The organism is Streptomyces sp. NPDC051217 (assembly GCF_044455465.1).
Classification (GTDB): Bacteria; Actinomycetota; Actinomycetes; order Streptomycetales; family Streptomycetaceae; genus Streptomyces.
Genome location: NZ_JBITEV010000003.1, coordinates 655,882 through 681,884, shown reverse-complemented (window position 1 = coordinate 681,884; position 26,003 = coordinate 655,882). Strand labels below are relative to the sequence as shown.

Sequence of the window (26,003 nt, the reverse complement as noted above, 5' to 3'; positions counted from 1 at the left end):
CCCCGGACCAAGGTGGCCCGGGGGTCCTCGCGGTGTTCGTCCGAGGTGCTGTGCGCTCCCCGATTACGGCGGTGGGCGGGGCCCTGCCGCGCTCACCTCTCCGTGTTCTCCTTCTCCACTTCCTTCTCCACGTCCTCCGGCTCACGCCCGGGGGTCGGGATGTTGAACTTCGTGATCGTGAACCGGAAGATCACGTAGTACACGACCGCGAAACAGAGCCCGATCGGAATGATCAGCCAAGGCTTCGTGTCCAGATGCCAGTTGACGACATAGTCGATCAGGCCCGCCGAGAAGCTGAAGCCCGCGTGCACCCCCAGCGCCCAGGTGATCGCCAACGACGCACCCGTCAGCAGCGCGTGCAGCCCGTACAGCAGCGGCGCGGCGAACATGAACGAGAACTCCAGGGGCTCTGTCACACCGGTCACGAACGACGTCAGCGCGACCGAGACCATCAGACCCGTCACCTGCTTCCGCCGCTCCGGCCGCGCGCAGTGCGCGATCGCGAGCGCGGCGGCCGGCAGGCCGAACATCATGATCGGGAAGAACCCCGACATGAACTGCCCCGCCGTCGGGTCCTGGGCGAAGAACCGGGTCAGGTCGCCCTGCACGACGGTCCCGTCCTTCGTCGTGAACTCGCCCGCCTGGAACCAGAAGAAGGTGTTCAGGAACTGGTGCATACCGATCGGGATCAACAGCCGGTTCGCGACACCGAAGATGCCCGCGCCCCACGCGCCCAGATCGATCAGCGACTTCGCGAACGACGTCAGCCCGTCACCCACCGGCTGCCACAGCAGCCCGAACGCCACCCCGAGGATCACCCCCAGGAACGCCATCAGGATCGGCACCAGGCGACGGCCGTTGAAGAAGCCGAGCCAGTCCACCAGCCTCGTACGGTGGAAACGCTGCCAGACCACCGCGGTGAGCAGACCGATCAGAATGCCGCCGAGCACACCCGGGTTCTGCGGGTTGCCCTCCGGCAGTTCGTCGGTGACCGTGCCGTCGGCGGGGAACGCCACCAGCACGTTGTGGTAGACGATGAAGCCCACGACGGCGGCGAGCGCGGTGGATCCGTCCGCCTTCTTGGCGAAGCCGATCGCGACGCCGATGCAGAAGAGCAGCGGCAGACCGAAGCTCCCGTCCAGGATGGCGTTGCCCCCCTGGAGGAAGACCTTGGTCGTCCTGTCCCAGAAGGCGCCGTGCAGATACGCGTCGAAGAGATTGCCCAGGCTGACCAGCAGACCCGCCGCGGGCAGCACGGCCACCGGCAGTTGGAGGCTGCGCCCGACTTTCTGGAGCCCCTGGAAGAGGCCGTTCCACCATCGTCGCCGGGGCACCGGGGGGAGGGCTGACGCGTCGGCACCCGTCGAACTCATCAGCGTCCTCCCGTGGCACAGTGGTGTAGACCAGCTGCGATACGCTCCCGAGGCCGGGCCCCGGAGGGCGTACCACTGGTGACCGTTATCTTTCGGTATGGGTCGGTTACCCGCCCGTGAAGATGGGCCAACTGTGCGTTAACGTGAAAAATCGGACCCACGGTGAACCGGGACATCACCCCTTGGACAGCAGGGAGCAGGACATGGCCAGCAAGGCTGAGAAGATCGTCGCCGGGCTCGGCGGAATCGAGAACATCGAAGAGGTCGAGGGCTGCATCACCCGCCTCCGTACCGAGGTCGTGGACCCGGGCAAGGTCGACGAGGTCGCGCTGAAGGCCGCCGGCGCGCACGGGGTCGTCAAGATGGGCACCGCGATCCAGGTTGTCATCGGTACGGACGCCGACCCGATCGCCGCCGACATCGAAGACATGATGTGAACTGAGCGATCCGAGGACCCAGTCACCGACGCGCGGCCGAGGGACCCGATCCGGACAACCACCGTACGTACGGCGGGGAACCGGAACTCGGGTCTGTCGTCGGGTCCGGTTAGGCTCACACCCATGTCCCGAATCGACGGCCGCACCCCCGAACAGCTCCGCCCCGTCATCATCGAACGCGGATGGAGCAAGCACGCCGAAGGATCCGTACTCGTCTCCTTCGGCGACACCAAGGTCTTCTGCACCGCCTCCGTCACCGAAGGCGTCCCGCGCTGGCGCAAGGGCAGCGGCGAAGGCTGGGTCACCGCCGAATACTCGATGCTGCCCCGCTCCACCAACACCCGCGGTGACCGCGAAGCCGTACGCGGCAAGATCGGCGGACGCACCCACGAGATCTCCCGCCTGATCGGCCGCTCGCTGCGCGCCGTCATCGACTTCAAGGCCCTCGGCGAGAACACGATCGTCCTCGACTGCGACGTCCTCCAGGCCGACGGCGGCACCCGTACCGCCGCCATCACCGGCGCGTACGTCGCCCTCGCCGACGCCGTCGAGTGGGCCAGGGCCAAGAAGATCGTCAGGGCCGGCCGGGTGCCCATCACCGGGACCGTCTCCGCGATCAGCGTCGGCATCGTCGACGGCGCGCCCCTGCTCGACCTCTGTTACGAGGAGGACGTGCGCGCCGACACCGACATGAACGTCGTCTGCACCGGCGACGGCCGCTTCGTCGAAGTACAGGGCACCGCCGAGGCCGAGCCCTTCGACCGCAAGGAACTCGGCACCCTCCTCGACCTCGCCACCAGCGGCTGCGCCGAACTCGCCATCCTCCAGACCGCGGTGCTCGAAGAAGCCCTCGACAGGTAAAGAAGCAACCAAGTGCGCCGGTGCGGCGTCGTTACAGTCGCGACTCAGGGGCGTACGGACTTGCCCGTACGCCCTTCCGCACCAAGGGAGGGAACCGACCCATGGCCTCGCGCCGACGCACCGCGGTGACCATAGCCGCCGTCCTGCTCACGCTCACCGGAGCGGCCGGCTGTGGCGCACTCGACAAGGCACTCGACTGCGTCCAGACCGCCGACGCCATAGCCACCAGCGTGGACAAGCTCCAGCAGGCGGTCTCCACCGCGGCGGACGACCCGACGCAGGCCGAAGAGGCCCTGAACGACATCGACACCGAGCTCGACAAGCTCCAGGACAAGACCGACAACGCGGACCTCAGCAAGGCCGTCGACGAACTCACCACCGGCGTCGGCACCGTCCGCGAGTCCATCGAGAACGGTGACGCCAGCCCCGACCTCAGCCCCGTGACGGACGCGGCCACCGAGATCGGCAAGGTCTGCACCCCGTAACGGACCACCCGGCCTCGGGCGGATAATCGACGCATGACGCGCCTGATCCTCGCCACCCGCAACGCCGGGAAAATCACCGAACTCCGGGCGATCCTCGCCGACGCCGGTCTCACCCACGACCTCGTCGGCGCGGATGCCTACCCCGACATCCCGGACGTCAAGGAGACCGGCGTCACCTTCGCCGAGAACGCTCTGCTCAAGGCGCACGCCCTGGCCCGCGCGACCGGCCACCCGGCCGTCGCCGACGACTCCGGCCTCTGCGTCGACGTCCTCGGCGGCGCCCCCGGCATCTTCTCGGCCCGCTGGTCAGGCACCCACGGCGACGACCCGGCCAACCTCGCCCTGCTCCTGGCCCAGCTCTCCGACATCACGCCCCCGCACCGCGCGGCCCACTTCGCCTGCGCGGCGGCCCTCGCGCTCCCGGACGGTACGGAACGGGTGGCCGAGGGCCGGCTCCACGGCACCCTGCGCCACACCCCGTCGGGCACGGGAGGCTTCGGCTACGACCCGATCCTCCAGCCGGACAACGACACCCGCACCTGCGCGGAACTGACCCCGGCGGAGAAGAACGCGATCAGCCACCGGGGCAAGGCATTCCGCGCACTGGTACCGGCGGTGCGGGAGCTGCTGGGCTGACATCCGTGTGCCGGGGGCCGGCCGCGTACGAGAAACGGCCCGCGTATCGAGTCCCGTGGGCTTCGATGCGCGGGCCGTTCGCTCTGTGCGGCGGAAGGGATTCGAACCCTCAAGCCTTTTCACGGGCCACAGATCCTAAGTCTGCTGCGTCGCCACTGCGCCACCGCCGCGAGACGCCCGTATCTTACCGGTCGTGCGCCGGTGATCGCTCGCACTTCCCACCTCAGGACGGCCGCACGGAAGCCTGGGCCAGGGCCTGCTCCAGGACCAGTTCCGCCGCCTCCTCCTTCGTCTCCACCGACGGCGGCGAACCCTCCAGCGGCAGGCCCGCCGTCTCTGCCATGAAGGCCACCGCGCCCACGCCGATCAGGGCCGCGAACATCGCGTAGTACGCGGGCATCAGGTTGTCGCCGGTGAGGCTGATGAGCCCCGTGATCACGAACGGGGTCGTGCCGCCGAAGAGGGACGCGGAGAGGTTGTAGCCGACCGACAGGGAGCCGTAGCGGACGCTCGTGGGAAACAGCGCGGGCAGGGCCGCCGACATCGTCCCGAGGAGACAGACCAGGGAGAGCCCCAGCATCGCCATCCCCGCGATGATCGCGAGATAGCCGCCCTGCTGGATGAGGAGGAACGCCGGAAGGGAGAGGGCGAAGAAGCCGAGCATGCCCGCCATCAGGAGCGGTTTGCGGCCGAAGTGGTCGCTGAGGCGGCCCACTTGGTTGATGATCGCCATCAGCGCGACCATCACGCCGAGCAGGATGAGCAGGCCGTGCGTGTCGCTGTAGTGGAGCTGGTCGGAGAGGTACGTCGGCATGTAGGACAGCAGCATGTAGTCCGTGACGTTGTACGCGCCGACGAGGCAGATACAGAGGATCAGTCTCGGCCAGTGGTCGTGGAAGATCCTGCCGAGGTCGGAGGCGGTGCTGGTCTCGACCAGATCGGCGGCCTCGGTCGCCCGGACCGTGTCCTGCTCCATCTTCGTGAACGCGGGGGTCTCGTCCAGCCTCAGCCGCAGGTAGAGGCCGATGAGCCCGAGTGGCGCGGCGACGAGGAACGGTACGCGCCAGCCCCAGGCCTCCATGCCGGAGGAGCCGAGTACGGCGGTGAGCGCGGTGACGAGCCCGGCCGCGCCGATGTAGCCGCCGAGGGTGCCGAATTCGAGGAAGCTGCCGAAGAAGCCACGCCGTTTGTCGGGGGCGTACTCGGCGATGAACGTGGACGCGCCGCCGTACTCGCCGCCGGTGGAGAAGCCCTGGACCAGCCGGAAGAGGATCAGCAGAGCGGGGGACCAGAAGCCGATCGACGCGTACGACGGAATCAGCCCGATCGTGCCGGTGCCGATCGCCATCATGATCATGGTCATGGCCAGGACCTTCTTGCGGCCGATGCGGTCACCCAGAGGGCCGAAGAACATTCCGCCGAGTGGCCGTACGAGGAAGGCCACCGCGAAGGTCGCGAAGGAGGAGAGCAGTTCGACCGTGGCGTTGCCGGAGGGGAAGAAGACATGGCCGATGGTGACGGCCAGATAGCTGTAGATGCCGAAGTCGAACCACTCCATGGCATTGCCCAGCGCGGCAGCCTTCACCGCCCGTTTGACGGCCGCCTCGTCGGTGACGGTGATGTCCGACCTGCGCAGTGGGGGGTTCTTACGGCGCTGGAGCGCGCGGAAGAGCGCCCGGTGACGTCGGACCGCCGGGGAGTCGGCAGCCTGGTCGCGCTCGGGTGCCGTCATGGGCCGGTTTCCTTTCCTCGGGGACGTCAGTCCTCAGGGAAAGCCTCCGCACCGCTGTGACGGCCGCAAGCCGGAGCCACGGAACGGGCGGCTCCGGCTCACGCCCCGCGCGGGCGTCCCGGACCCTCAGATGCCGAGGTCCTTGATGATCTTCGCGACATGGCCGGTGGCCCGGACGTTGTACAGCGCCCGCTCGACCTTGCCCTCCTCGTCGACGATGACCGTCGAGCGGATGACACCCGTCACCGTTTTGCCGTAGAGCTTCTTCTCGCCGAAGGCGCCGTACTCCGTGAGGACGGACTTGTCGGTGTCGCCGACCAGGGTGACCTTCAGGTTCTCCTTGTCGCGGAACTTCGCGAGCTTCTCCGGCTTGTCGGGCGAGACGCCGATGACGTCGTAGCCCGCGCCGGCGAGCACGTCGAGGTTGTCGGTGAAGTCGCACGCCTGCTTGGTGCATCCGGGCGTCAGCGCGGCCGGGAAGAAGTAGACGATGACCTTGCGCCCCTTGTGGTCGGCGAGCGAGATGTCGTTGCCGTCGGCGTCGGGCAGGGTGAAGGCGGGGGCGGTGTCGCCGGGCTCAAGTCGGTCGCTCATGGTTCTCCTCGGTACGGGGCGGGCAGGGGCGCCCGGGTGTATCGGCCCGAGCGTAGTAGGGGCGCCGCTGGGTGCGAGAGCGGTCTAGCTGACAGACTGTCGGGGTAGGCGAAGGACCGAAAGACCAACCAACCGGACATGACGACGGAGGCAGCGGTGTCGGATGCCAGGACCCCTGCGCAGATCGAGGCGGACATCGTCCGCAGGCGCGACCAGCTCGCCGAGACGCTCGACGAGATCGGGGTGCGGGTGCACCCGCAGACGATCGTGGGCGACGCGAAGGCACGGATGGTCTCCCGGGTGGACCAGACCGCGGGCAAGGCGTATGTCGCGGTGAATCGCACGGTGGCGGGTATGAAGGGCAGGTTCGTCTCGGACGACGGCGCGCCGCGGCTGGAGCGGCTCGTCCCGGTGGCGCTGGTCGTCGTCGGTGTGGTCGGGCTGCTCGCGGTGTCGGCGCGCCGCCCGCGCCGCCGCCGGGGCTGAGGACGGGACGGACGGCCCGGATGGACGGGACGGACGGGACGGGCGGGATTGACGGGACCACCCCTCCGGCGTACGGCGCGGCCTCGGGCGGGTAAATTCGTGGCCGTGAGCGACAATTCCCACGACACCTCCCATGACAAGCTGCCCATCCGGATGCTGCACGACCGGGTGCTGGTCAGGACCGACATCCCTGAGGGCGAGCGGCGTTCGTCCGGCGGCATCGTCATCCCGGCGACCGCGGCCGTCGGGCGGCGCCTCGCCTGGGCCGAGGTGGTCGCCGTCGGGCAGAGCGTGCGGACGGTGGAGCCCGCGGACCGGGTGCTGTACGACCCCGAGGACCGTGCCGAGGTCGAGGTCCGGGGCGTGGCCTACGTACTGATGCGGGAACGCGACCTGCACGCGGTGGCGGCCGACCGGTTCGAAGGGTCGGAGGACTCCACGGGGCTCTATCTCTAATGCTGCCGTACCGCCGCACGGAAGGGCCCGGTGACGATCGTCACCGGGCCCTTCCGGCGTCTCTTTGCTACGTTTGAGGGACCCCGACGAGACGCGCCGTACCGGGTCAAGCGAAAGACGACGCACCCCTTGCCCGCGTTTCGCTCGGAGGTGCCGTCATGGCCTGGGTCCTGCTCGTTGTCGCCGGTCTGCTCGAAGTCGGCTGGTCGATCGGGATGAAGTACACCGAGGGATTCACCCGGCTGTGGCCGAGTCTCTTCACCGGCGCCGGAATCGTCGCCAGCATGCTTCTGCTCTCGGTGGCCGCCAAGACGCTGCCGATCGGCACGGCCTACGGCGTGTGGGTCGGGATCGGGGCCGCCGGCGCGGCCGTTGTCGGCATGGTCGCGCTCGGCGAACCGACAACCGCCGCCCGGATCTTCTTCGTCTGTCTGCTGCTCGTGGCCGTGGTGGGTCTGAAGGCGACGTCCGGCCACTAGGGCGTGTCCCGGGGCGGGGGCGGCGGGCACGGGTGCTACTCCTGTGGGCGTGAGGTGCGGGGCGCGCCGTTGCCCGTGCCTCCGTCCGCCGCGCCGCCGCCCCCGCTGTCGCCTCGGCCGCCGCCTCCGATGAGCCCGTCGGTCAGGCCGTTCGTCCGACCCTCGCCCTGCCCCTGCGACCCGCCGTCGCCCTGGCCGCCGTCCGTACCGCCCCCGCCGCCGCCGGTCCGGCCCGAGGTCTGTCCTTGCGTCTGCCCCTGCGACTGGCCCTGGTTGCCGCCGGTGTCGGCGCCTTCGCTCCGGCCCTGCGCCGAGCCCGCGTTCTGTCCCCCCGCCCGGCCCGGCGTGGCGGGCTGGTCCGAGGAACCGGGGCTCTCCGACCGCCCCGGCGACGCCGACACTTCGGGCGAGCCGGACTCGTCGTCCGGCGGGGAGATCTCGTCCACGCCGTCCTCCAGGGTCAGTTCGAAGTCCGTGGCGTCGGTGCCCTCCAGCGCCGCCGCCGTGAACTGGCCCCAGATCTGCGCGGGCGGCCCGCCCCCGTTGACGCGCGCCAGGCCGAGCGCGCCGTACAGCGGCCTCTGGCGCGCCGTTTCGGGGTCCGCGCCCATGATCGCGACGACGGTCGCCAGGTCGGGCGTGTAGCCGGCGAACCAGGCCGCCTTGTCGTCCTCGGCCGTCCCCGTCTTGCCCGCCGCCGGGCGGTTGGCGGACTGGGCGGCCGTGCCCGTACCGCCCTCCACGACGCTCTGGAGGATCGCAGTGGTGGTGTCGGCCGCCTGGCGGCTGACGGCCTGGGCGGGCCGCTCGCGCGGCAGTTCAACGGTCGTACCGTCCTTGGTGATCTTCGTGACCATCGTGTACGTGCCGTGCCTGCCGTGGTTGGCGAGCGTCGCGTACGCCTCCGTCATGTCGAGCACGCTCGCCGTGGCCGGGCCGAGCGCGATGGACGGCGACGCGGTGAGATCGGGGGTGTCGTCGGGGATGCCGAGGCGGACGGCGGTGTCCCGGACCCGGCCGGGGCCGACGTCCTGCGCCATCTGCGCGTACACGGCGTTGACGGACTTGTCGGTGGCCTCGCTGACGCTGACGGGGCCGTACGAGACGTCGTCCTCGTTGGCCGGGTCGTACCCGGTGGACCCGTTCGGCCCCTCCACCATCCGCTTGTTGGTGCCGTCGTAGACGGTGTTGGGGGTGATCTGTTCGCCGTCCTGGGTGTGCGAACCGTTCTCGACGGCGGCGGCGAACACGAACGGCTTGAAGGTGGAGCCGACCTGGTAGTCGCGGCGGGTGGCGTTGTTGACGTACTGCTGGGTGTAGTCGATGCCGCCGTACATCGCGACGACCTCGCCGGTGGCGGGGTCGATGGAGGCACCGCCGACGCGTACGTTGCGGTCGGCCGCGCGCTTGGCGTCGACCTTCGACGTCACCTGCTCGTCGACCGCGTCGACGAGTGCCTTCTGTGTCGGCCGCCGGAGCGTGGTGGTGATGCGGTAGCCGCCGGAGGCGAGGGTGCTGTCGTCCAGGATCTTGTTCTTGGTGAGGTAGTCCTCGGCCGCCTGCACGATGTAGCCGCGCTGCCCCGACAGGCCGGTGGACGGCTTGGCCTTGCCGGGCAGCGGGAAGACCATGGCGTCGCGGTCGGCGGGGGAGAGCCAGTTCTCCTTGACCATGCCGTCGAGGACATAGTTCCAACGGGCCTCCGCCTGCGGCGTGTTCTCCGGGTGCAGGGCGACGTCGTACGCGCTGGGCGCGTTGAGCAGCGCGGCCAGGAAGGCGCCCTCCGCGGTGTCGATGTCCTGGACGTCCTTGCTGTAGTAGGCCTGGGCGGCGGCCTGGATGCCGTACGCGTTGCGCCCGAAGTAGCTGGTGTTGAGGTAGCCCTCCAGGATCTGCGCCTTGCTCTCCTCGCGGTTGAGCTTGATGGCGATGAAGAACTCCTTCCCCTTGCGGACGACGGTCTGTTCCTGCGCGAGGTAGTAGTTCTTGACGTACTGCTGGGTGATCGTGGAACCGCCCTGGGTGCCCTTTCCGGTAGCGGTGTTCCAGGCGGCGCGGACCATGCCCTGCGGGTCGATGGCGGGTTCGTTGTAGAAGTCCCTGTCCTCGGCGGCCAGTACGGCGCGGCGGACGCTCTTCGGGATGTGGGAGAGCGGTACGTTCTCGCGGTTGACCTCGCCGTCGCGCGCGAGCTGGCTGCCGTCCTCGTACAGATACACGTTGGACTGGGCGATGGCGGCGACGTTGGCGGCCGGGATCTGGACGAGCGTGTAGCCGGCGATGAAGCCGCCGATGACCACGAGCGCGCAGAACAGGAACGCCCCGAGCAGCATCCGCCAGGTGGGGAAGATCCGACGCCAGCCGGAACGCTTACGGCGGGCCTTGCGGGCGGCCCGTCCGCCGGCGCCTTTCCCGCCGCCGGGGCCCCTGCCGGGCCCCGTGCCGAGGCCGTGGTCGGTCGGGTCGCGCGGGGGCCAGCCCTGCTGCTGCGCGTCGCTCATGTGTGCGGAGGCTCCTCGGCCGGGTCAAATCGGGAGTTACGGGCTATCCGGGTGATTCGTGTGCGGCACCATGAAACACGGTCGAACCGGCACCGGGGCAGCCGACCGGATAACCGATCGCGGTGGCTGACCCCCTTGGGCTAGGCTCGTGCGCTTTGGTGCCGTACAGCGGAAACGGCGCGGGGAGACCACACGTAACGGGACCGAGGGGGAAGTGCTGACGTGCGTCTCTACGCGGTCGTCGCGGCGGGCGGGTTCCGCCGCCACGCGACGTACCGGACCGCCACGGCCGCGGGGGTGTTCACCAACACCGTCTTCGGCTTCATCGTGGCGTACACCTACACGGCGCTCTGGGAGCAGCGGCCCCAGCTCGGCGGATACGACCTCTCGCAAGCGGTCACCTACGTCTGGCTCGGCCAGTCTCTGCTCATGACGTGCGCCATGATGGGCGGCGGCTTCGAGGACGAGTTGATGGACCGCATCCGCACCGGCGACGTCGCGATCGATCTCTACCGGCCGGCCGATCTCCAACTGTGGTGGCTGGCGAGCGACTTGGGGCGCGCCGCGTTCCATCTGCTGGGGCGCGGGATCGTACCGATGGCGCTCGGCGCGCTCGTCTTCGACCTGACACTGCCCGAGAATCCGCTGGTCTGGGTCGCGTTCCTCCTCTCTGTCTTCCTGGGGGTCCTGGTCAGCTTCGCCCTGCGCTTTCTGGTCGCTCTGTCGGCCTTCTGGCTGCTGGACGGCGCGGGCGTCGGCCAGATCACCTTCCTGGCGGGGATGTTCTTCTCGGGGATGCTGCTGCCGCTGACGCTCTTCCCCGGACTGCTGGGCGAGGTGGCGAGGGTGCTGCCGTGGTCCTCGCTGCTCCAGGTCCCGGCGGACGTCTTCCTGGGCCGGCACACCGGGTGGGGGCTGTTCGGAGCCTTCGCGTTCCAGGCCGGGTGGGCGCTGGCACTGCTGGCGCTCGGGCGGCTGCTCCAGTCCGTGGCGACGCGACGGGTGGTGGTGCAGGGTGGCTGACGGGGTGTCCGAACGGGTGTCGGAGGGGGCGCCCGAGGGGGAGTGGTCGCGCGCGCCTCTGTGGGAGGGGCTGCGTGCGTACGGCCTGATCGTGGCCATGTGGATCCGGTCGACGATGGCCTACCGCGCGTCGTTCGCCATGACGGCCTTCGGGAACTTCGCGGCGACCGGATTCGACTTCGTCGCGATCCTGCTGATGTTCTCGCACGTCGACCGGCTGGGCGGCTACTCGCTGCCGGAGGTCGCCTTCCTGTACGGCGCCGCGGGCGCCTCCTTCGGCCTCGCCGACCTGGCCTTCGGCTCGATGGACAGGCTGGGCCGCCGGGTCAGGGACGGCACCCTGGACACCCTGCTGGTGCGCCCGGCGCCGGTGCTCGCCCAGGTCGCGGCGGACCGGTTCGCGCTGCGGCGGCTCGGCCGGATCACCCAGGGCCTGCTGGTGCTCGGATACGCGCTGGTGACGCTCGACATCGCGTGGACGCCGCTGAAGGTGGCGATGATCCCGATGATGATCCTCAGCGGTGCGGCGATCTTCGCGGCGGTGTTCGTGGCGGGCGGGGCGTTCCAGTTCTGGGCGCAGGACGCCGCGGAGGTGCAGAACTCCTTCACGTACGGCGGGACCACGCTGCTCCAGTACCCGCCCACGGTCTTCGCGAAGGACCTGGTGCGCGGGGTGACGTTCGTGGTCCCGCTGGCCTTCGTCAACTGGATGCCCGCGCTGTACGTGATGGGCCGTGAGGATCCGCTGGGGCTCCCGGAATGGGCCGCGTTCCTGCCGCCGGTGGTGGCCGTGGGGTGCTGCGCGCTGGCGGGTCTGGCGTGGCGGGTGGGGCTGCGGGCGTACCGCAGCACGGGAAGTTAGGGCCCGCTGGAGCACGGGGCGCGGAGCTGGACCGAGGACTGGGCCGAGGACGGGAAAGGAACGCGCAATGGATTCGGACGGTTCCGGTTTCATCGAACTGGACGGCATCGAGAAGGTCTTCGACGTACGGCGGAAGGCCGGCCGGCTGCGCCGCGAGCGGCACCAGGTGCGCGCGGTCGACGGCATCAGCTTCCGCGTGGCACGCGGCGAGATGGTCGGCTACATCGGCCCCAACGGGGCGGGAAAGTCCACCACCATCAAGATGCTCACGGGCATCCTGACGCCGAGCGCGGGGCGGCTGCGGGTCGCCGGAATCGACCCGTCGCGGGAGCGTACGAGGCTGGCGCGCCGTATCGGCGTGGTGTTCGGCCAACGCACGACCCTGTGGTGGGACCTGCCGCTGATCGACTCGTACCGGCTGGTGCACCGTATGTACCGCATCCCCGACAAGCGGTACCGGGAGAATCTGGAGCGCTGCGTCGAACTGCTCGAACTGGGCGAGCTGTTGGACGTTCCCGTACGGCAGCTCTCGCTCGGCCAGCGGATGCGCGGCGACATCGCGGCGGCGCTCCTCCACGACCCCGAGGTGCTGTACCTCGACGAGCCGACGATCGGCCTGGACGTGATCTCCAAGGCCAGGGTCCGTGAGTTCCTGCGGGATCTGAACGCGGAGAGCCGTACGACGGTCCTGCTGACCACGCACGACCTCACGGACATCGAGCAGCTCTGTGCGCGGGTCATGGTCATCGACCACGGCCGGCTCGTGTACGACGGGGCGCTCGCCGGACTGCACGAGGTGGGCGAGAGCGAGCGGACCCTGGTGGTCGACCTCGAACGCGAACTGCCGCCGGTCGAGTTGCCGGGAGCACGGGTGGTGAAGGTGGAGGGGCCGCGGCAGTGGCTCGCCTTCCCGGCCGCGGCGTCGGCGGCGCCGCTGGTGGCACGGATCGCGGCGGAGTACCCCCTGATGGACCTGTCCGTGCGGGAGCCGGACATCGAGTCGGTCATCGCGAAGATGCTCTCCAGGAGGAAGGTCCCGGACCCCGCGGTGAGCGAGGAGGCCACTGAGCGCACTGCGCTGTGACGTCCGACTCACCTTTGACTAGGCTGACAACATGACGAGTGAACTTCCCGAGATGCGCGCTTCGGACTCCGAGCGCGAACGCGTTGCCGAACTGCTGCGCGATGCCCTGTCCGAAGGGCGCATCGACATGGAGGAGTTCGACACCCGCCTGGACGCGACGTACAAGGCCCGTACGCGCGGTGAACTCCAGCCGCTGGTCAGTGACTTGCCCGCGGCGGGCTCGACCGCCGACCTGTCGCCCGCCCGCACCGCCGGCACCGTTGAGGGCGCCGGCCGGTGGGCGACGTGGATCGGACGCGGACGCGCGACGTCCCGTGCCGCCCTCTCCTTCTGGGGAGGGTTCAACCGCAAGGGCACCTGGACGGTGGGCCGGCGCTTCCACGCCTTCACGATGATGGGCGGCGGCCAGATCGACCTGCGTGAGGCGCGGTTCGAGGAGCGGGAGGCGACCATCCGCTGCTTCGCGCTGATGGGCGGCATCCATGTGGTCGTGCCGCCGGACATGGAAGTCACGGTGCGCGGCCTGAGTCTGATGGGCGGGTTCGGGGAGAGCGGGGAGACCACGGAGATGAGCCCCGGATCGCCGCGGGTGATCATCACGGGGTTCGCGCTGATGGGTGGCGTGGGCGTGGAGCGCAAGATGAGGTCGGTGGAGAAGCGCCGTCTCAAGGAGGAGCGCAAGAAGGCGGAGCTGGAGAAGGACAGGCTCCGCAAGGAACTCGACTGATCTCCTTTGATCTCCTTTGGACGGGGCGCGTGACGTCCGTGGCAGGGGATCACCGGGCGCTCAGAGCCGCGCGGGCTCCTTGCCCACCAGGTCCTCGATGTCGACGAAGCGCCCCATGGCCGCGTAGCCGTCGTCGCTCGGGTGCAGACCGTCGCCCGAGTCGTAGTCGGGCCGCAACCGGTCGGGGGCGTACGGATCGCGCAGCAGCCGGTCGAAGTCGACGGTCCTGTCGAAGACGTCGCCCGATCTGATGGCGTCGTTGACCCGGTCCCGTACGGCTTCCAGCCGGTCGGTGTGGCGTGGGTTGCCGCCGAAGGGCGTGAGCGTCGAGCCGACGACCCGCAGCCCCCAGGCGTGCGCCTGCCGGGTGAGGGTCTTCAGACCGGCGGTGATCCGGTCCGGGTCGGTCTCGTTCGGCCGGCGGATGATGTCGTTGATGCCCAGCTCGACGAAGACGACCTCGGCCCCCGCCTGCCCCAGGACGTCCCGCCCGAAGCGGGAGAGAGCGCTTGGACCCTTCCCGGTGGCGAGGCTCGGGCGCAGGACGCGATTGCCGCTGATGCCCGCGTTGAGCACGCCCAGACCGCTGCCGCGCACCCGGTCCGCCAGCGTGTCGGTCCAGCGGTGGTCGGAGTCGTACGAGGAGCCGATGCCGTCCGTGATCGAGTCACCGATCACGACGACCGAGCCGCGCGCCCGCCGATTGAGCACGTCGACGGCGGTGAGGTAGCGCCAGACCGGGGCGCGCCCGGTGTACGCGGCGCCGCCGGCGTCCCGCGTACGGTCGCCGACGGCCGTGTACGAGGTCCGCAGGGCGCGCGGGTGGTACGTGACGGGGCCGCCGGGCGCGGGCGTGTGGACCGTCACCAGGAGGTCGGTGTCGGGCGGCACCCGCAGCCGTACGGGATCGCTGACGGCGCGCCCGCCCGGCGGGACGACGACGGACGTCTTCTTACCGAAGGTGACGAGGCGCATGGTGCCGGGCGCGGCGCTCGGGTGTTCATGCCGGCCGCCGTCCGCGACGGCGATCGAGGCGTGGCCGATGAGCAGGGCTTCGCGGCTGAAGAGGTTGGAGAGCGTGATGCGGGCGGCGGCGCCGCCGATGCTGGTGTGGACGACGTTACGGATGGAACGCCCGACGTGGCCGTTCGGTACGCCGGGCTCGATCCCCGCCGGCGCGGCGGCCCAGGTCCCGATCCACGCGTCGGCGGACGCGGGCGCCGCGGGCGCGCGGGCGCCCGCCCCACTTCCCGACGCGGCGGCCAGGTCACCGCCGTCCTCGTCGGAGCCCCCGTCGCCGCCCAGTGCGCCGACCCCGGCGAATATCGTGGCGCACACCAGTGCCACGACCGTCATAAGGCCCGCGAGCAGGACGAATCCCCGTTGTCTGTTCATGTCCCCCGTGACTCCCTCACCTACGTACAAAGGACATCATCCGGCATGGCGCGGGAACTCGGGATGCGCCCCGGGAGTACCAGAGGTAGGGACAATGCGCACAGATGGGTGAGGGGTCCTGTTGGCGGGCCGGTTCTGGGTACGGGACGGTAGGTCACGGCGGCACGTACGCGGATGGGTGGAGTGAATGGAACGACGCGATCCGGCTGATCCGGACGGTACGACGGGGTCCGGGGCCGGCGACGGGGCGACGGGCGCGGGCCCGGCGGGCGGGGCGCCCGGGACGCCCGTGGCGGGCGGGGCGGCGGCGGCCATCACCGCGCGTCCGGACGGCTCGGGCGCGGAGCCGGGCTCCGGGGCCGGCGCCGGAGCCGACTCGGGAGCGCGGGCTGGGGCTGGAGCGGGGGCCACCGCCCAAGGCGCCGGTCCCGGCAAGCGTTCGCCGTTCTCCCCGCTCGGCTTCACCGACGCCGACGAGGAGAAGCGGCGCGGCGTCCGCCGTATGAAGGCCACCGCGACCAGCCTGCTGCTCCTCGTCGCGGTCATCTACATCCTCGCCACCTGGGCGGAGAATTCGGGCGTCACCGGTTGGCCCGGGTATGTCGCGGCGGCGGCCGAGGCCGGCATGGTGGGCGCGCTCGCGGACTGGTTCGCCGTCACGGCCCTCTTCCGCCACCCGCTCGGCCTGCCGATTCCGCACACCGCGATCATCCCGAACAAGAAGGACCAACTCGGCGCCTCGCTCGGCTCGTTCGTGGGGGAGAACTTCCTCTCGGGCGACGTCGTACGGACCCGGCTGCGCGGACTCGGCCTGGGCCGCCGGCTCGGCGCCTGGCTGGCCGAACCCGCCCATGCCGACCGCGTCACGGCCGAGCTGGCCACGGCCCTGCGCGGCGCGCTGACCGTCCTGCGGGACGGCGACGTCCAGGCGGTCGTGGGCGAGGCGATCACCCGCCGCGCGGACGCCGCGGAGATCGCCCCCGGCATAGGGAAGACGCTGGAACGCGTGGTCGAGGACGGCGCCCACCACCGCGCCGTCGACCTGATCTGCTCCCGTGCGCACGACTGGCTGGTCGAGCACGGCGATTCGGTGATGGACGCGGTGCAGGGCGGCGCGCCCGGCTGGACGCCGCGCTTCGTCGACCGCAGGATCGGCGACCGCGTCTACAAGGAACTGCTGCGCTTCGTCACGGAGATGCGTGACATGCCGAGCCACCCGGCGCGGGGCGCGATCGACCGCTTCCTCAAGGACTTCGCCACCGACCTCCAGTCGGACACGGAGACGCGGGCACGCGTCGAGCGCCTCAAGTCGGACCTGCTGGCCCGCCCGGAGGTGCAGGACATCATCGCGTCGGCCTGGTCCTCCGTACGCGCGATGATCATCGCCGCCGCCGAGGACGACCGCAGCGAACTGCGCCTGCGCGCCCGCGCCTCCCTCCTCTCGCTCGGCGCCCGCCTGGCGACGGACGAGAGGCTCCAGCGGAAGCTGGAGGGCTGGGTGGAGGACGCGGCGGACTACGTCGTGACGACGTACCGGGGCGAGATCACGTCACTCATCTCCGACACCGTCGCGAGCTGGGACGGCAAGCACACGTCGAAGAAGATCGAGGCGCACATCGGTCGTGACCTTCAGTTCATCCGTATCAACGGCACGGTGGTGGGTGCGCTGGCTGGCCTGTTGATCTACACGATCTCGCATGCGCTGTCCGGCTAAGGGCTGTCCCGTAATACCCGGTGGATCAGCGCGCGGCGTCAGATGCGGTGCATCGCAAGACGGAGGGTCGTCCTCATACCGGGCGTATTCGGGCGATCCGACAACGCGGCGAGGTGCCGTAGCTGTCGTCGTGCGCCCGCCGGGGATTACGGGACAGCCCTTAGGGCGCGGATCCCGCGATGACCGATGAGTTTCGCCGCGGTGCCCGGTCAGACAGACACAACCGCACCACACACCCAGGAGACCTTCGATGCGCACACTGATCACCACCGCCTTCGTCTCGCTCGACGGCGTCGTGGAGGCCCCGGGCGGCGAGCCGGGTTACCGGAATTCGGGCTGGACCTTCAAGGACGTGGAGTTCCTCCCCGAGGCGTACGAGATCAAGGGCCGCGAGCAGCAGGAAGCCGCGGCCATGCTGCTGGGCAGAACCAGTTACGAGGCGTTCAGCCCGGTCTGGCCCGGCATGGAGGAGTTCGCCGAGTACAAGGTGATGCCGAAGTACGTGGTCTCCTCCACCCTCACCGACGACAAGCTCGTTCCGGACTGGGGCCCGACCGCGATCCTGCGGTCGCTGGACGAGGTCGCCGCGCTGAAGAAGACCGAGGGCGGCCCGATCATCGTCCACGGCAGCGCCACCCTGAACCGGAATCTCTCGGACGCCGGCCTGATCGACCGGTACCACCTGCTGGTCTTCCCGCTCCTGCTCGGCGCGGGCAAGCGGCTGTTCAGCGACACGGACAAGGACGCCCAGAAGCTGCGGCTCGTCGAGCACGAGACGTACGCCAACGGCCTGCAGAAGAACGTCTTCGACGTCGTCCACTGACGGCGATCCCGGGCTGGGTGTGTGAACCGGACCGCCCGGCCCACACACCCAGCAACCACGGGGGAGTGCCCTCACGTACGTACCTCGGTAGGAAGACGTTCAGCGAAAGGGCGAACGGTATGCCACGGGTACGTCGTACGACGCTCACGACGGACGACGGCGTACGGCTGGCCTGCACGGAGTACGCGCCCTCCGGCGAGGGGGACGCCGTCCCCGTCCTGCTGCTGCACGGCCTCGCGGGCCATACGGCGGAGTGGGACGTACTGGCGGGGCTGCTCGGCCCCGGCCACCGCCTGGTCGCATACGACGCGCGGGGCCACGGCATGAGCGAGCGTCTTCCCAAGGACGTCTCGCGCGCGGCGCACGTACGCGACGTCGTGGCCGTCATCGAGCAACTGGCCCTGCCCCGCCCCGTTCTGGTCGGGCAGTCCCTCGGCGGCCTCACGGCCCTGCTCACCGCCGCCGCGCACCCCGACCTCGTCCGCGCGCTGGTGCTGGTGGAGGCCGGACCGAAGGGCCCGGCTCCCGAACTGCCGGGCAAGATCGGGACCTGGCTGGACTCGTGGCCGGTCCCGTTCGAGTCGCCCGACGCGGCGGCGCGCTTCTTCGGCGGCGGCCCGGCGGGCCGGGCCTGGGCGGCGGGTCTGGACGTACGCACCGACGGTCTGTATCCGCGCGTCGACCGGGACGTGATGGTGGACTGCGTGGCGGAGAGCGCGGTCCGCTCGTTCTGGCGGGAATGGGACGAGGTGCGCTGCCCCACCCTGGTGGTGCGGGGCGGGTCGGGCGCCATGCCGGCGTCGGAGGCCGAGGAGATGCGCGTGCGCCGCCCGGCGGGGACGCGGGTCGAGGTCGTGCCGGGCGCGGGCCACGACGTACACCTGGACAGACCGGCGGAACTGCACACGCTGATCGAGCGGTTCCTGCGCCCGGCGCCCTCCTAGGGCCCGTCCGTCGGGCTGTCCAGCCCCTGCTCGTACGCCTCAAGGGTGTCGACGAACATGCGCCGCTGCGCGGGCGTCAGCGGCTCCAGCGCCTTGCGCCAGGCCCCGGCACCGCGCGCCAGCCAGCCGTCGATGGCGGGACGGTGCTCGTCGCTGATGCTGACGATCGTCCGGCGCCGGTCGCTCTCGTCGGCCTCCCGCCGCAGAATCCCCTGCCGGCTCAGCTCGCCGACCATCAGGCTCACCGTCGCCGGGGCGACCTCCAGGCGCGCCGCGAGCGTGTTGACGGTCATCGGGCCGTCGAAGAGGAGGAAGGCGAAGAGCGACAGATGGCGGGGGGCGAGGGAGAACGACTCCAGTTCCGCGGGAATCCTGATCCGCTTGACGCGCCCGACCATCCGGGGCATGAGCAGCAACAACGTACGGATCCCGTCCTCGACGCCGAGGCCGTCGGGGCCGTTGGGCTCGTCGTCGTGCCGGCTGCCGGTTGACATCCGTACCGCCCTCTCCATAGCTTTGAGTTCAAAGCATCTTTGCTTGCAAAGCAAATGCGTATTCTGGTCGAGCGCCGAGCGTATCCGGAGAGGCCGCCTCATGACCGAGCCCCAAGATCGACCGCGACAGCCACCGGGCGGGGAGCGGGACGCCCCGCCGCATCCCCCCACCACACCGCAGGAGTTCAACCAGCTGATCATCGAGGAGTTCCGGGCCAGAGGCGGGCGGGTGGGCGGCATGTTCGAGGGGGCGCCGCTCGTCCTGCTGACGACGCTGGGCGCGAAGACCGGCAAGCGCCGCACGAACCCCACCGCGTACACGCGCGACGGCGAACGGCTGCTGGTCTTCGCGTCCAACGCGGGCGGCCCGACGCATCCGGGCTGGTACTTCAACCTGCTCGCGGACAACCGGGTGACCGTCGAGATCGGCACGCGGGAGGGCGGCGTCGACACGTTCTCGGCCCGTGCCGAACCGCTCCAGGGCGAGGAGCGCGACCACCAGTTCGCTCTCCAGGCCGCACGCGACCCGGGCTTCGCGGCGTACCAGGCGGGCACCGGCCGCACGATCCCGGTGATCGCCCTGTACCCGCTGAGCCTGACGGACCCGGCGCGGAACAGGGCGATAGGCGAGGAACTCGTACGCGTCCACGCTCAACTGCGAGCCGAGTTGGCAGCGCTCCGCGCCACCCCCTCGTCTTCCTCTTCTTTCGACGAAGGGCTGCTGCTGCACTGCCTGAGCTTCTGCGAGTCGCTGAGCATGCACCACACCGCCGAGGACGGCGCGTTCTCGGCGTTCGACGCGCAATTCCCGGAGCTCGCACCGGTGTTGGAGCGCCTGCGCGCGGAACACCGCGCGGTCTCGGCGGCGCTGACGAAGCTCCGGCTGGATCCGCCGGCCACGGCCGACGCCCTGCGGCAGGAGCTGGAACGGCTGGCGACGGACCTGGACGACCACTTCACGTACGAGGAGAAGCATCTGCTCCCCGCGCTGAACGGGCGCTGAACGCAGCCCACACCACACAAGACAACAACATTCCGCGATTTCAGCTACACAGAGTCACGGGCGGGCAGAACTCGTCCATGCCGACACCCACGACAGCGAACAACGCGGCGATCGACCGCCTGGCCCGCACCCAGCTGCGGCTGGCGACCACCGGCCAACTGCGCGCCACCGGCCTGGCCACCAGCACGGCGGCACGCCGCTGCGCACCGGGCGGCCGATGGCAACGGCTGCTGCCGGGGGTCGTCCTGATACAGACAGGCAAGCCGGACCGCTGGCAACAACTGCTGGCGGCGGTCCTGTTCGCGGCCAGGGGCGCCTCCGTGATGTCGGGCCACACCGCCGCACTCACGGGCGAGGCGGTCCTGGCCATCTACGGCGTACGCGGCGCCCGCACCGACCGGGCCGACGTCCTGGTCGGCGCGGGCCGCCGGCTCCGCGACCGCTCGTACGTCCGCCTCCACCCCACCCGCCGCTGGCCACCGACCCTGCGCGGCGAGGGCATCCCCTGCGTCCGCGCTGTCCGCGCGGCCTCCGACTTCGCCGCCCACGAGCCCTCACCCGACCGGATCCGCGCGCTCCTGGTGAACACGGTCCAGCGGGGCCGCTGCCACCCGGACGACCTCCTCGCCGAACTCCACGCGTCCCACGCCCTGCGCAACCCCGCGGCCCGCGCGGTGCTGGACGACCTCCGCGTCGGCATCCGCTCCATCGCGGAGGGCGAAGCCCGCGACACCCTGCTCCGCGCCGACATCCCCGACCCCCTCTGGAACCCCACGCTCCACACCCCGTCGGGCACCTTCCTGGCCCGCCCGGACGCCTACTGGCCCTACGAGGGCGTCGCGCTGGAGGTCGACTCGGCGGAGTACCACCTGGGCATCACGGAATACCGCGCCACCCTCCGCCGCCGCCTGCTCCTGGAATCCCACGGCGTGGGAGTACTGAGCGTGACGCCGACCCTGGTCCGCGACCACCCGGAAGAACTGACCACAGCGGTCCTCACCAAACTCCACCTGGCCACCACCCGCACGACCCGTCCCCGGGTGGTCCTCCGGGCGTGACACCCCAGTCAGGTGACCGTGGCGCGTACAACGAGTGTTCCGATGTGGCCGGACTTCGGAGCGTCCAGAATCTCCGCCTCGGCATGCGCGAAACCGCTCCTGTCGAGAAGGCTCAGCCACTTTCGAGGCGTATAGCTGTACCGGTAGGTGAACATCGCCTTCCCCGCGAAGCCGCCCTTGTACATCCCCTGGGGTCCATAAGCTCCGGGGATGGCCGGAGGTTGCGAGAAGACGAGAACTCCTCCCGGGTTGAGACGCCGAGCGATCAGTGGAAGCAGCCGTACGGGATCGGTGAACCAGACCGCGCCGAAGATCGAATAGATGGCGTCATAGGACTGAGTGCTGTCCCGGAGGTGGTCGAGAACACTGGCGCAGATGAATCGCGCTCCCGTGTGCCCCCACCGCTCCGCGACACGCTCGACCATAACGGGAGAGAGATCGACCCCGGTTGCTCTCACACCCTGTTGAGCGAGGAAGGCCACTGCCCGCCCGGTGCCGCAACCGACCTCAAGCGCGGACCCCGGCTCCCCCAACAGTTCAACTCCCGGCCCGTGCCCTGCGTACTGAGTCCAGCGGAAAACGGGCTCGCCGTCGAGCACATCACCCTTGGTGCTGCTCTCGGCATAGGTGTTCCAGAGCTCGCGTTCCACGTCCATGTCGTGCCGTGCTGACAACGTGATTCCTTGGATCGGCGATTGAAGGCATTCAAGGCGCATGGCGCTGCGCCCGACCTCATCATGCAAGGGCAGGCGCAGGACTCTTCAGCGTCAGTGACTGTCGGGGACCTTGTCGTCACACGGGGAGCAGTCGGCTTCATCCTTTGCCCAGAGTTCTTCGTCCACCTCGAATCCGTTGTCCCGGAGCAACTCGGCCGTACGAAGCACGAGCCCGTCACACCGTCGCCTCACGAGCGGTGCGTGGTGCTTGTACGCACCCGAGTTGTACTCAGCGCAGAAGGCCCAGTACAGCGGTGTGTCAAGGATGAGCTGATGGACTGCCACGTCGACGGTGTGGCCGACGCCCATATCGATACCGCGCCGTTCCATCGCGGTGATGGTGTACGCGATGGCCTGCCCCAGCAGCCGCTCGGCCGTATCGCGAGTCATGATCGGATTGTCACGGACGAGGAGGGCGATCTCGCGCTCCCACAGCGTGGGTTCCTCGGAAGTGATCAGACCGGGTACTCGCTCGGCGAGTGCGTTGAGGATGGCACGTGGATCGCGGGTCAGGGTCTGCACGGCAGTACTCATGGTGGAACCTCCGGATCATGGTTGTGGCGGCTGCTTACGCGCTGTTGGACAGGGACACGCGCTCGGTGTCGACCGCACGACGGTCGGGCGATGGGAGACCGGGCGGACCATGCCCCAACCCGCGTTACGGCCGAGGCTGGCCGAGGTTCTGCAGGTCAGTCTCAGTGAACTCAACACCCTGGTCGGTCAGTTGGCTTGTGCTGAGGGACCCGCCCGGACGCCATTGGCAAGCGACCACCACGGCTCGGGGGACATCGACGACATGATTCGACGCGAATTCCTACGGGTGATCGCCGTGAGTGGGGCTCTCTCCTCGCTGTCGCCCACCGACGGGCACGCCTTGGCCGAAGGTGTTCAGCGGGGCGCCTCTGAGGACTTCGTCCGTATGAACAGCCACCTCTGGCAGGTGTACCAGCTCGCCCGGTCCAAGAGTTCGGTCTATCCGATCGTGCAGGACCAACTCGCCACGCTCACAAGGACCCTTGAGACCCGATCGGAGATCGAAACCGGCGCCCTCTGCGGCGCAGCGGCCGACCTCTTCCAACTCGCCGGCGAACTGGCCTTCGACAACAGTCGCTACACGGACGCGGCAGCGTCGTACACACTCGCGGCGTCCGCGAGCAGGGAGGCAAGGTCGTACGACCTCTGGGCGTGCGCGCTGGTGAGGCACGCGTACGTGGGTATGTCCGGGAAGCAGTACAAGGAAGCCGCGGGTGTCCTCTCCGCAGCCGAAAAGATCGCCAAGAGGGGCGACGGCACGCTCTCCACCCGCTACTGGGTGGCTTCTGTCCAGGCTGAGGCGTATGCGGGTATGGGCCAACTCACCGCCTGCGAGCGAGCCCTGGACGAAGCCGAGAAGGTGGCCGACCTGGCTGGCTTCACACCCTCCAGCGGTTGGCTCCGTTTCGATGGTTCGCGGCTGGCTGAGGAGCGTGGAGCGCGATACGTACAGCTAGGGCGACTTGACCTCGCCGAGGCATCACTTACGGGCGCGTTGAAGCAGGAGGCGTTGGCCAAGGGCCACTCGTACCGCCGCCGGGGTGCTGTGCTCACGGACCTGGCAGCCATCGGCGCGAAGCGACACGACTCCGACCAGGTGGTCTCGTTCGGCCGGGAAGCGCTCGAACTCGCCCGTGCTTCTTCCTCCGGCTACGTCGCCCGTAGACTCCGTGGCCTACGAGCCGAGTTCGGCCCTTTCGCCGACGACGGCCGCGTGGCCGAGCTGGGCTCCGAGATCGACGCGTTGAGCACTTCCCAGCAGACCTGACGAGAGGCGTGGGCATGCCGCAGACCGACGGTGCGCGACTGTTCCGGGAGACCTGGATCGCCAGTGTGCGCAAGCACTTCCCGGGCGAGCCGAAGGCCGGCTACGTCACTCCGTGGGACGAGACCCCGGACTGGGAACGAGAGGCGGCGGGCGCCGTCCACGATCAGGTCGGCCAGTTTCTGCGTTTGAGCGGCGGTCACGCCTCCCGGCTGTCCAGGGAACAAAAGAGTCGCTTTGTCGCGACGTGCTGGACGGCCCAGATGTACAAGCACTTCGAAGACCCCAAGCCCGGCTACGTGGCGGACTGGTCCGATCTCCCGGACTGGCAACGGGAGACGGACGCGGACATCTTCGAGGCGATTGAGCACTCCTTGGCGTGAGCGGAGGCGCCGTTGAGATCACTCAGTCGAGTTCCCGGCGCCGTACAGCGGTGATGAACTCCGTCCAGGCAGGCCACGGTATGTCCAGACGTGCGTTGTCGGGCAGCTTCGAGTCACGTACCCCTACGTTATGCGTGAAGTCGGCGACTTCGAGGCACTCTCCGCCGGCTCCGTTGCTGTAGCTGCTCTTCTGCCACTGGGGTTCGGTGGGGGACGGGGTCATGGCGAGTGTTCCTCCAAGGCTGCTCGAATCAGCGCGGCTGATTGCTGCGGGCTCAGAGCCAGGGCTCTGAGGTGGTCAAAGGCCCTTGTGTAGACGCTTACGTCTGCGGGGAGTTCGAGGTAGATGGAGTCGGTCAGCCCCTCCCGGTACACCACATCTGGATCCTCCTGCTCGGGAAAGCCAAGCACCGTGAAGGGACCGGTTGTCGGGTACGCCCCGGCGTTGTACGGCAAGACCTGAACTGTCACGTTCCGCTGTCGCCCGATATCCAGCATACGTTCGAGCTGTCCCGCCATCACCTGTCTGCTGCCAATCACATGCATCAGCGCACTCTGATGAACCACAGCCCAGAAGTCTGGAGCCTTGCTGCCTGTCAGCAACTCTTGTCGGCGCATGCGTACATCGACGAGTCGAGGGATCTCGTCGTGGTCTTGATCAGGCGTGACCCTGCTCAGCTCCGTGGCGTATTCCGCTGTCTGCAACAGCCCCGGGACGAACTCCCCTTGGTAACTGCGCAAGTCGGACGCCGCCTGCTCCAACCCCACATAGACCGAGAACCACGAGGGCACGGCATCGCCGTGCGCGTGCCACCACCCCTTGGTCTTGGACTCCTTGGCCAGCCCCTTCAGCAACTCGCGCATCTCGTCCGACGTGCCGTAGAAGCGGCACAGCGCGTCCACGTCAGAAGGCTGCACGCGTCCCTGGCCCGTCTCCATACGGTTGACCTTGGAACCGCTCCAGTCCAGCTCCTTGCCGACTTGGTTGCAGGTCAACCCGCTGTCGTCGCGCAGCTTCCTGAGCTCGATCGCCAAGCGTCGGCGTCGTGCGGTGGGTGATCCGGCCACTTCAACTCCTCTTGCGATAACGAGGGTTCCATCCCATCGGAAGCGAGCGCTCCCGCCAATCACTCATTCGAGCTAATCCCCTCGTGCACATTGCATCTCGGGATGTGCGCTGCCATCCTGTCACAAGGAGTGACGCACCGTCACTGTTTGCTCAGTCGAGTGCGACGGCATGAGTCGCCCGGTGGGAGGAGCAGGAGCATGGCCATCTACCAGGAGAGTGGTTGCGTGCAACGGCGGCCGTGGGAAGTGCCGTTCACGGCGGAACCGCGCATGGTCGCCCGAGTGCGTCGGGCGATGCGACTGCATCTCTCGCTGTGGGGTCTGTCGGAGCTGGAGGACGTGGCCCAGATCTGCGTATCCGAGCTGGTGGCGAACGTGATCAACCACGTTGGCCCAGGAACCCCGGTCACCCTTGCGGTCTCCACGGACGGCGCCCACCTCCGTATTGAGCTGACCGACCCGGACGCGCGCACGATGCCCACTCTCCTCGCCCCCATGCCCGGGACTGAGTCGGGGCGCGGCTTGATGATTCTCGATGCGATGGCCGACCGCTGGGGTGTTATCTCTCGCGCTGACTCAAAGGTGGTGTGGTGCGACTTGGCCACGGGGGCGGAGGTGCCGAATGAGCACCCGAGGAGTGCCCGCATCGCGCGGGCCGAGATGAGCATCGTCCAACACGGTTCCGCGCAGCGTCCTCCGTCGGAAAAGGGAAGCCCTCTGTCGGTAGCGGTCGCAGAGGAGGCGGCGATTGACCTGATCGCCGATGTCCTGCACTGGCTCAGCGCTCAGGGCTGCGACCCGGACGAAGCCCTTGATCGCGCTCAAATGCACTACGAGGCTGAACTAGAGGAAGCCGGCTAACGGCCCAACT

Annotated in this window: 29 protein-coding genes, 1 tRNA gene and 1 riboswitch; of the genes, 19 read left to right on the top strand and 11 right to left on the bottom strand. The window is 69.2% G+C overall.

What is annotated here, in order from left to right; all coding sequences use genetic code 11:
* Nucleotides 1–92: 92 nt before the first annotated feature.
* A complete protein-coding gene (locus ACIBBB_RS11205; protein ID WP_398980722.1) occupies nucleotides 93–1,373 on the bottom strand; it encodes a PTS transporter subunit EIIC in 1,281 nt (426 codons plus the stop codon).
* 203 nt (nucleotides 1,374–1,576) lie between these two features.
* Between ACIBBB_RS11205 and ACIBBB_RS11200 the strand changes: the two genes are divergently transcribed.
* From ACIBBB_RS11200 to rdgB, 4 genes are all read left to right on the top strand, one after another.
* On the top strand, nucleotides 1,577–1,810 hold the full coding sequence (locus tag ACIBBB_RS11200) for a glucose PTS transporter subunit EIIB (RefSeq protein ID WP_189106937.1): 234 nt from the start codon (nucleotides 1,577–1,579) through the stop codon (nucleotides 1,808–1,810).
* Between the two features lie 123 nt (nucleotides 1,811–1,933).
* Entirely contained in the window at nucleotides 1,934–2,671 is a 738-nt protein-coding gene (gene rph, locus ACIBBB_RS11195) for a ribonuclease PH (RefSeq protein WP_398980721.1), read from the top strand.
* A gap of 101 nt (nucleotides 2,672–2,772) precedes the next feature.
* Complete coding sequence (locus tag ACIBBB_RS11190; RefSeq protein ID WP_398980720.1) at nucleotides 2,773–3,156, top strand: hypothetical protein; 384 nt, start codon at nucleotides 2,773–2,775, stop codon at nucleotides 3,154–3,156.
* A 33-nt stretch (nucleotides 3,157–3,189) separates the two neighbouring features.
* Nucleotides 3,190–3,792, top strand: coding sequence for an RdgB/HAM1 family non-canonical purine NTP pyrophosphatase (rdgB, locus tag ACIBBB_RS11185; RefSeq protein ID WP_398980719.1), 603 nt, complete (start codon nucleotides 3,190–3,192; stop codon nucleotides 3,790–3,792).
* An 86-nt stretch (nucleotides 3,793–3,878) separates the two neighbouring features.
* Here the strand turns inward: rdgB and ACIBBB_RS11180 are convergent.
* The 3 genes from ACIBBB_RS11180 to bcp form a co-directional block, all read right to left on the bottom strand.
* A tRNA-Leu gene (locus ACIBBB_RS11180) sits at nucleotides 3,879–3,962 on the bottom strand.
* A 53-nt stretch (nucleotides 3,963–4,015) separates the two neighbouring features.
* Nucleotides 4,016–5,524 (bottom strand): MFS transporter, encoded by a 1,509-nt coding sequence (locus tag ACIBBB_RS11175; RefSeq protein WP_398980718.1) that lies wholly within the window; start codon nucleotides 5,522–5,524, stop codon nucleotides 4,016–4,018.
* 126 nt (nucleotides 5,525–5,650) lie between these two features.
* Entirely contained in the window at nucleotides 5,651–6,118 is a 468-nt protein-coding gene (gene bcp, locus ACIBBB_RS11170; RefSeq protein ID WP_398980717.1) for a thioredoxin-dependent thiol peroxidase, read from the bottom strand.
* Nucleotides 6,119–6,256: 138 nt separating this feature from the next.
* Here bcp and ACIBBB_RS11165 point away from each other — a divergent pair, with 138 nt between their 5' ends.
* The 3 genes from ACIBBB_RS11165 (at nucleotide 6,257) to ACIBBB_RS11155 (ending at nucleotide 7,539) form a co-directional block, all read left to right on the top strand.
* The gene (locus ACIBBB_RS11165) at nucleotides 6,257–6,604 is read left to right on the top strand and encodes a DUF3618 domain-containing protein (RefSeq protein WP_398980716.1); all 348 of its coding nucleotides are present in this window, start codon (nucleotides 6,257–6,259) and stop codon (nucleotides 6,602–6,604) included.
* A 153-nt stretch (nucleotides 6,605–6,757) separates the two neighbouring features.
* Complete coding sequence (locus ACIBBB_RS11160; protein ID WP_189107154.1) at nucleotides 6,758–7,060, top strand: co-chaperone GroES; 303 nt, start codon at nucleotides 6,758–6,760, stop codon at nucleotides 7,058–7,060.
* 55 nt (nucleotides 7,061–7,115) lie between these two features.
* A riboswitch (guanidine-III (ykkC-III) riboswitch) is annotated at nucleotides 7,116–7,187 on the top strand.
* A 31-nt stretch (nucleotides 7,188–7,218) separates the two neighbouring features.
* Nucleotides 7,219–7,539: a DMT family transporter gene (locus tag ACIBBB_RS11155; RefSeq protein ID WP_398980715.1), complete on the top strand. Its 321-nt coding sequence runs from the start codon at nucleotides 7,219–7,221 to the stop codon at nucleotides 7,537–7,539.
* A 35-nt stretch (nucleotides 7,540–7,574) separates the two neighbouring features.
* Here the strand turns inward: ACIBBB_RS11155 and ACIBBB_RS11150 are convergent, their stop codons facing one another.
* Entirely contained in the window at nucleotides 7,575–10,040 is a 2,466-nt protein-coding gene (locus ACIBBB_RS11150; protein WP_398980714.1) for a transglycosylase domain-containing protein, read from the bottom strand.
* Nucleotides 10,041–10,262: 222 nt separating this feature from the next.
* Between ACIBBB_RS11150 and ACIBBB_RS11145 the strand changes: the two genes are divergently transcribed.
* The 4 genes from ACIBBB_RS11145 (at nucleotide 10,263) to ACIBBB_RS11130 (ending at nucleotide 13,736) form a co-directional block, all read left to right on the top strand.
* Nucleotides 10,263–11,063, top strand: a complete 801-nt coding sequence (locus ACIBBB_RS11145) for an ABC transporter permease (RefSeq protein ID WP_398980713.1) — start codon at nucleotides 10,263–10,265, stop codon at nucleotides 11,061–11,063.
* Nucleotides 11,056–11,925, top strand: a complete 870-nt coding sequence (locus tag ACIBBB_RS11140; protein ID WP_398980712.1) for an ABC transporter permease — start codon at nucleotides 11,056–11,058, stop codon at nucleotides 11,923–11,925. The genes ACIBBB_RS11145 and ACIBBB_RS11140 overlap by 8 nt, the downstream gene beginning before the upstream one ends.
* A 67-nt stretch (nucleotides 11,926–11,992) precedes the next feature.
* Complete coding sequence (locus tag ACIBBB_RS11135; protein WP_398980711.1) at nucleotides 11,993–13,009, top strand: ATP-binding cassette domain-containing protein; 1,017 nt, start codon at nucleotides 11,993–11,995, stop codon at nucleotides 13,007–13,009.
* Between the two features lie 31 nt (nucleotides 13,010–13,040).
* A complete protein-coding gene (locus ACIBBB_RS11130) occupies nucleotides 13,041–13,736 on the top strand; it encodes a DUF1707 domain-containing protein (RefSeq protein ID WP_398980710.1) in 696 nt (231 codons plus the stop codon).
* A gap of 60 nt (nucleotides 13,737–13,796) precedes the next feature.
* Here the strand turns inward: ACIBBB_RS11130 and ACIBBB_RS11125 are convergent, their stop codons facing one another.
* Nucleotides 13,797–15,131 carry an SGNH/GDSL hydrolase family protein gene (locus ACIBBB_RS11125; RefSeq protein WP_398980709.1) on the bottom strand — a complete coding sequence of 445 codons (1,335 nt, stop codon included), beginning with the start codon at nucleotides 15,129–15,131 and terminating at the stop codon, nucleotides 13,797–13,799.
* Nucleotides 15,132–15,318: 187 nt separating this feature from the next.
* Here ACIBBB_RS11125 and ACIBBB_RS11120 point away from each other — a divergent pair, with 187 nt between their 5' ends.
* The 3 genes from ACIBBB_RS11120 to ACIBBB_RS11110 all read left to right on the top strand — a co-directional run bounded on the left by ACIBBB_RS11120 (nucleotide 15,319) and on the right by ACIBBB_RS11110 (nucleotide 18,612).
* A complete protein-coding gene (locus ACIBBB_RS11120; protein WP_398980708.1) occupies nucleotides 15,319–16,845 on the top strand; it encodes a DUF445 domain-containing protein in 1,527 nt (508 codons plus the stop codon).
* A 250-nt stretch (nucleotides 16,846–17,095) separates the two neighbouring features.
* Nucleotides 17,096–17,668, top strand: coding sequence for a dihydrofolate reductase family protein (locus ACIBBB_RS11115; protein WP_398980707.1), 573 nt, complete (start codon nucleotides 17,096–17,098; stop codon nucleotides 17,666–17,668).
* Nucleotides 17,669–17,787: 119 nt separating this feature from the next.
* Nucleotides 17,788–18,612 carry an alpha/beta fold hydrolase gene (locus tag ACIBBB_RS11110; RefSeq protein ID WP_398980706.1) on the top strand — a complete coding sequence of 275 codons (825 nt, stop codon included), beginning with the start codon at nucleotides 17,788–17,790 and terminating at the stop codon, nucleotides 18,610–18,612.
* Here the strand turns inward: ACIBBB_RS11110 and ACIBBB_RS11105 are convergent.
* Nucleotides 18,609–19,106: a MarR family winged helix-turn-helix transcriptional regulator gene (locus ACIBBB_RS11105; RefSeq protein ID WP_398980705.1), complete on the bottom strand. Its 498-nt coding sequence runs from the start codon at nucleotides 19,104–19,106 to the stop codon at nucleotides 18,609–18,611. The two genes, ACIBBB_RS11110 and ACIBBB_RS11105, sit on opposite strands and share 4 nt — an antisense overlap.
* A gap of 100 nt (nucleotides 19,107–19,206) precedes the next feature.
* On the opposite strand from ACIBBB_RS11105, the gene ACIBBB_RS11100 reads away from it, so the two are divergent.
* Nucleotides 19,207–20,109 (top strand): nitroreductase/quinone reductase family protein, encoded by a 903-nt coding sequence (locus ACIBBB_RS11100; protein ID WP_398980704.1) that lies wholly within the window; start codon nucleotides 19,207–19,209, stop codon nucleotides 20,107–20,109.
* Nucleotides 20,110–20,186: 77 nt separating this feature from the next.
* Nucleotides 20,187–21,167 (top strand): hypothetical protein, encoded by a 981-nt coding sequence (locus tag ACIBBB_RS11095; protein WP_398980703.1) that lies wholly within the window; start codon nucleotides 20,187–20,189, stop codon nucleotides 21,165–21,167.
* 8 nt (nucleotides 21,168–21,175) lie between these two features.
* Here the strand turns inward: ACIBBB_RS11095 and ACIBBB_RS11090 are convergent, their stop codons facing one another.
* Both ACIBBB_RS11090 and ACIBBB_RS11085 read right to left on the bottom strand, forming a co-directional pair.
* Nucleotides 21,176–21,841, bottom strand: a complete 666-nt coding sequence (locus ACIBBB_RS11090; protein WP_398980792.1) for a class I SAM-dependent methyltransferase — start codon at nucleotides 21,839–21,841, stop codon at nucleotides 21,176–21,178.
* Between the two features lie 93 nt (nucleotides 21,842–21,934).
* A complete protein-coding gene (locus ACIBBB_RS11085) occupies nucleotides 21,935–22,417 on the bottom strand; it encodes a hypothetical protein (RefSeq protein ID WP_398980702.1) in 483 nt (160 codons plus the stop codon).
* Between ACIBBB_RS11085 and ACIBBB_RS11080 the strand changes: the two genes are divergently transcribed.
* Both ACIBBB_RS11080 and ACIBBB_RS11075 read left to right on the top strand, forming a co-directional pair.
* A complete protein-coding gene (locus ACIBBB_RS11080) occupies nucleotides 22,416–23,684 on the top strand; it encodes a helix-turn-helix transcriptional regulator (protein ID WP_398980701.1) in 1,269 nt (422 codons plus the stop codon). The two genes, ACIBBB_RS11085 and ACIBBB_RS11080, sit on opposite strands and share 2 nt — an antisense overlap.
* A 14-nt stretch (nucleotides 23,685–23,698) precedes the next feature.
* Nucleotides 23,699–24,064, top strand: coding sequence for a hypothetical protein (locus ACIBBB_RS11075; protein ID WP_398980700.1), 366 nt, complete (start codon nucleotides 23,699–23,701; stop codon nucleotides 24,062–24,064).
* A 22-nt stretch (nucleotides 24,065–24,086) separates the two neighbouring features.
* Here ACIBBB_RS11075 and ACIBBB_RS11070 read toward each other — a convergent pair whose 3' ends face one another.
* The gene (locus ACIBBB_RS11070) at nucleotides 24,087–24,287 is read right to left on the bottom strand and encodes a DUF397 domain-containing protein (protein WP_398980699.1); all 201 of its coding nucleotides are present in this window, start codon (nucleotides 24,285–24,287) and stop codon (nucleotides 24,087–24,089) included.
* Complete coding sequence (locus ACIBBB_RS11065) at nucleotides 24,284–25,099, bottom strand: helix-turn-helix domain-containing protein (RefSeq protein WP_398980698.1); 816 nt, start codon at nucleotides 25,097–25,099, stop codon at nucleotides 24,284–24,286. The genes ACIBBB_RS11070 and ACIBBB_RS11065 overlap by 4 nt, the downstream gene beginning before the upstream one ends.
* Before the next feature lie 231 nt (nucleotides 25,100–25,330).
* On the opposite strand from ACIBBB_RS11065, the gene ACIBBB_RS11060 reads away from it, so the two are divergent.
* Nucleotides 25,331–25,993, top strand: a complete 663-nt coding sequence (locus ACIBBB_RS11060; protein WP_398980697.1) for an ATP-binding protein — start codon at nucleotides 25,331–25,333, stop codon at nucleotides 25,991–25,993.
* Nucleotides 25,994–26,003 lie beyond the last annotated feature (10 nt).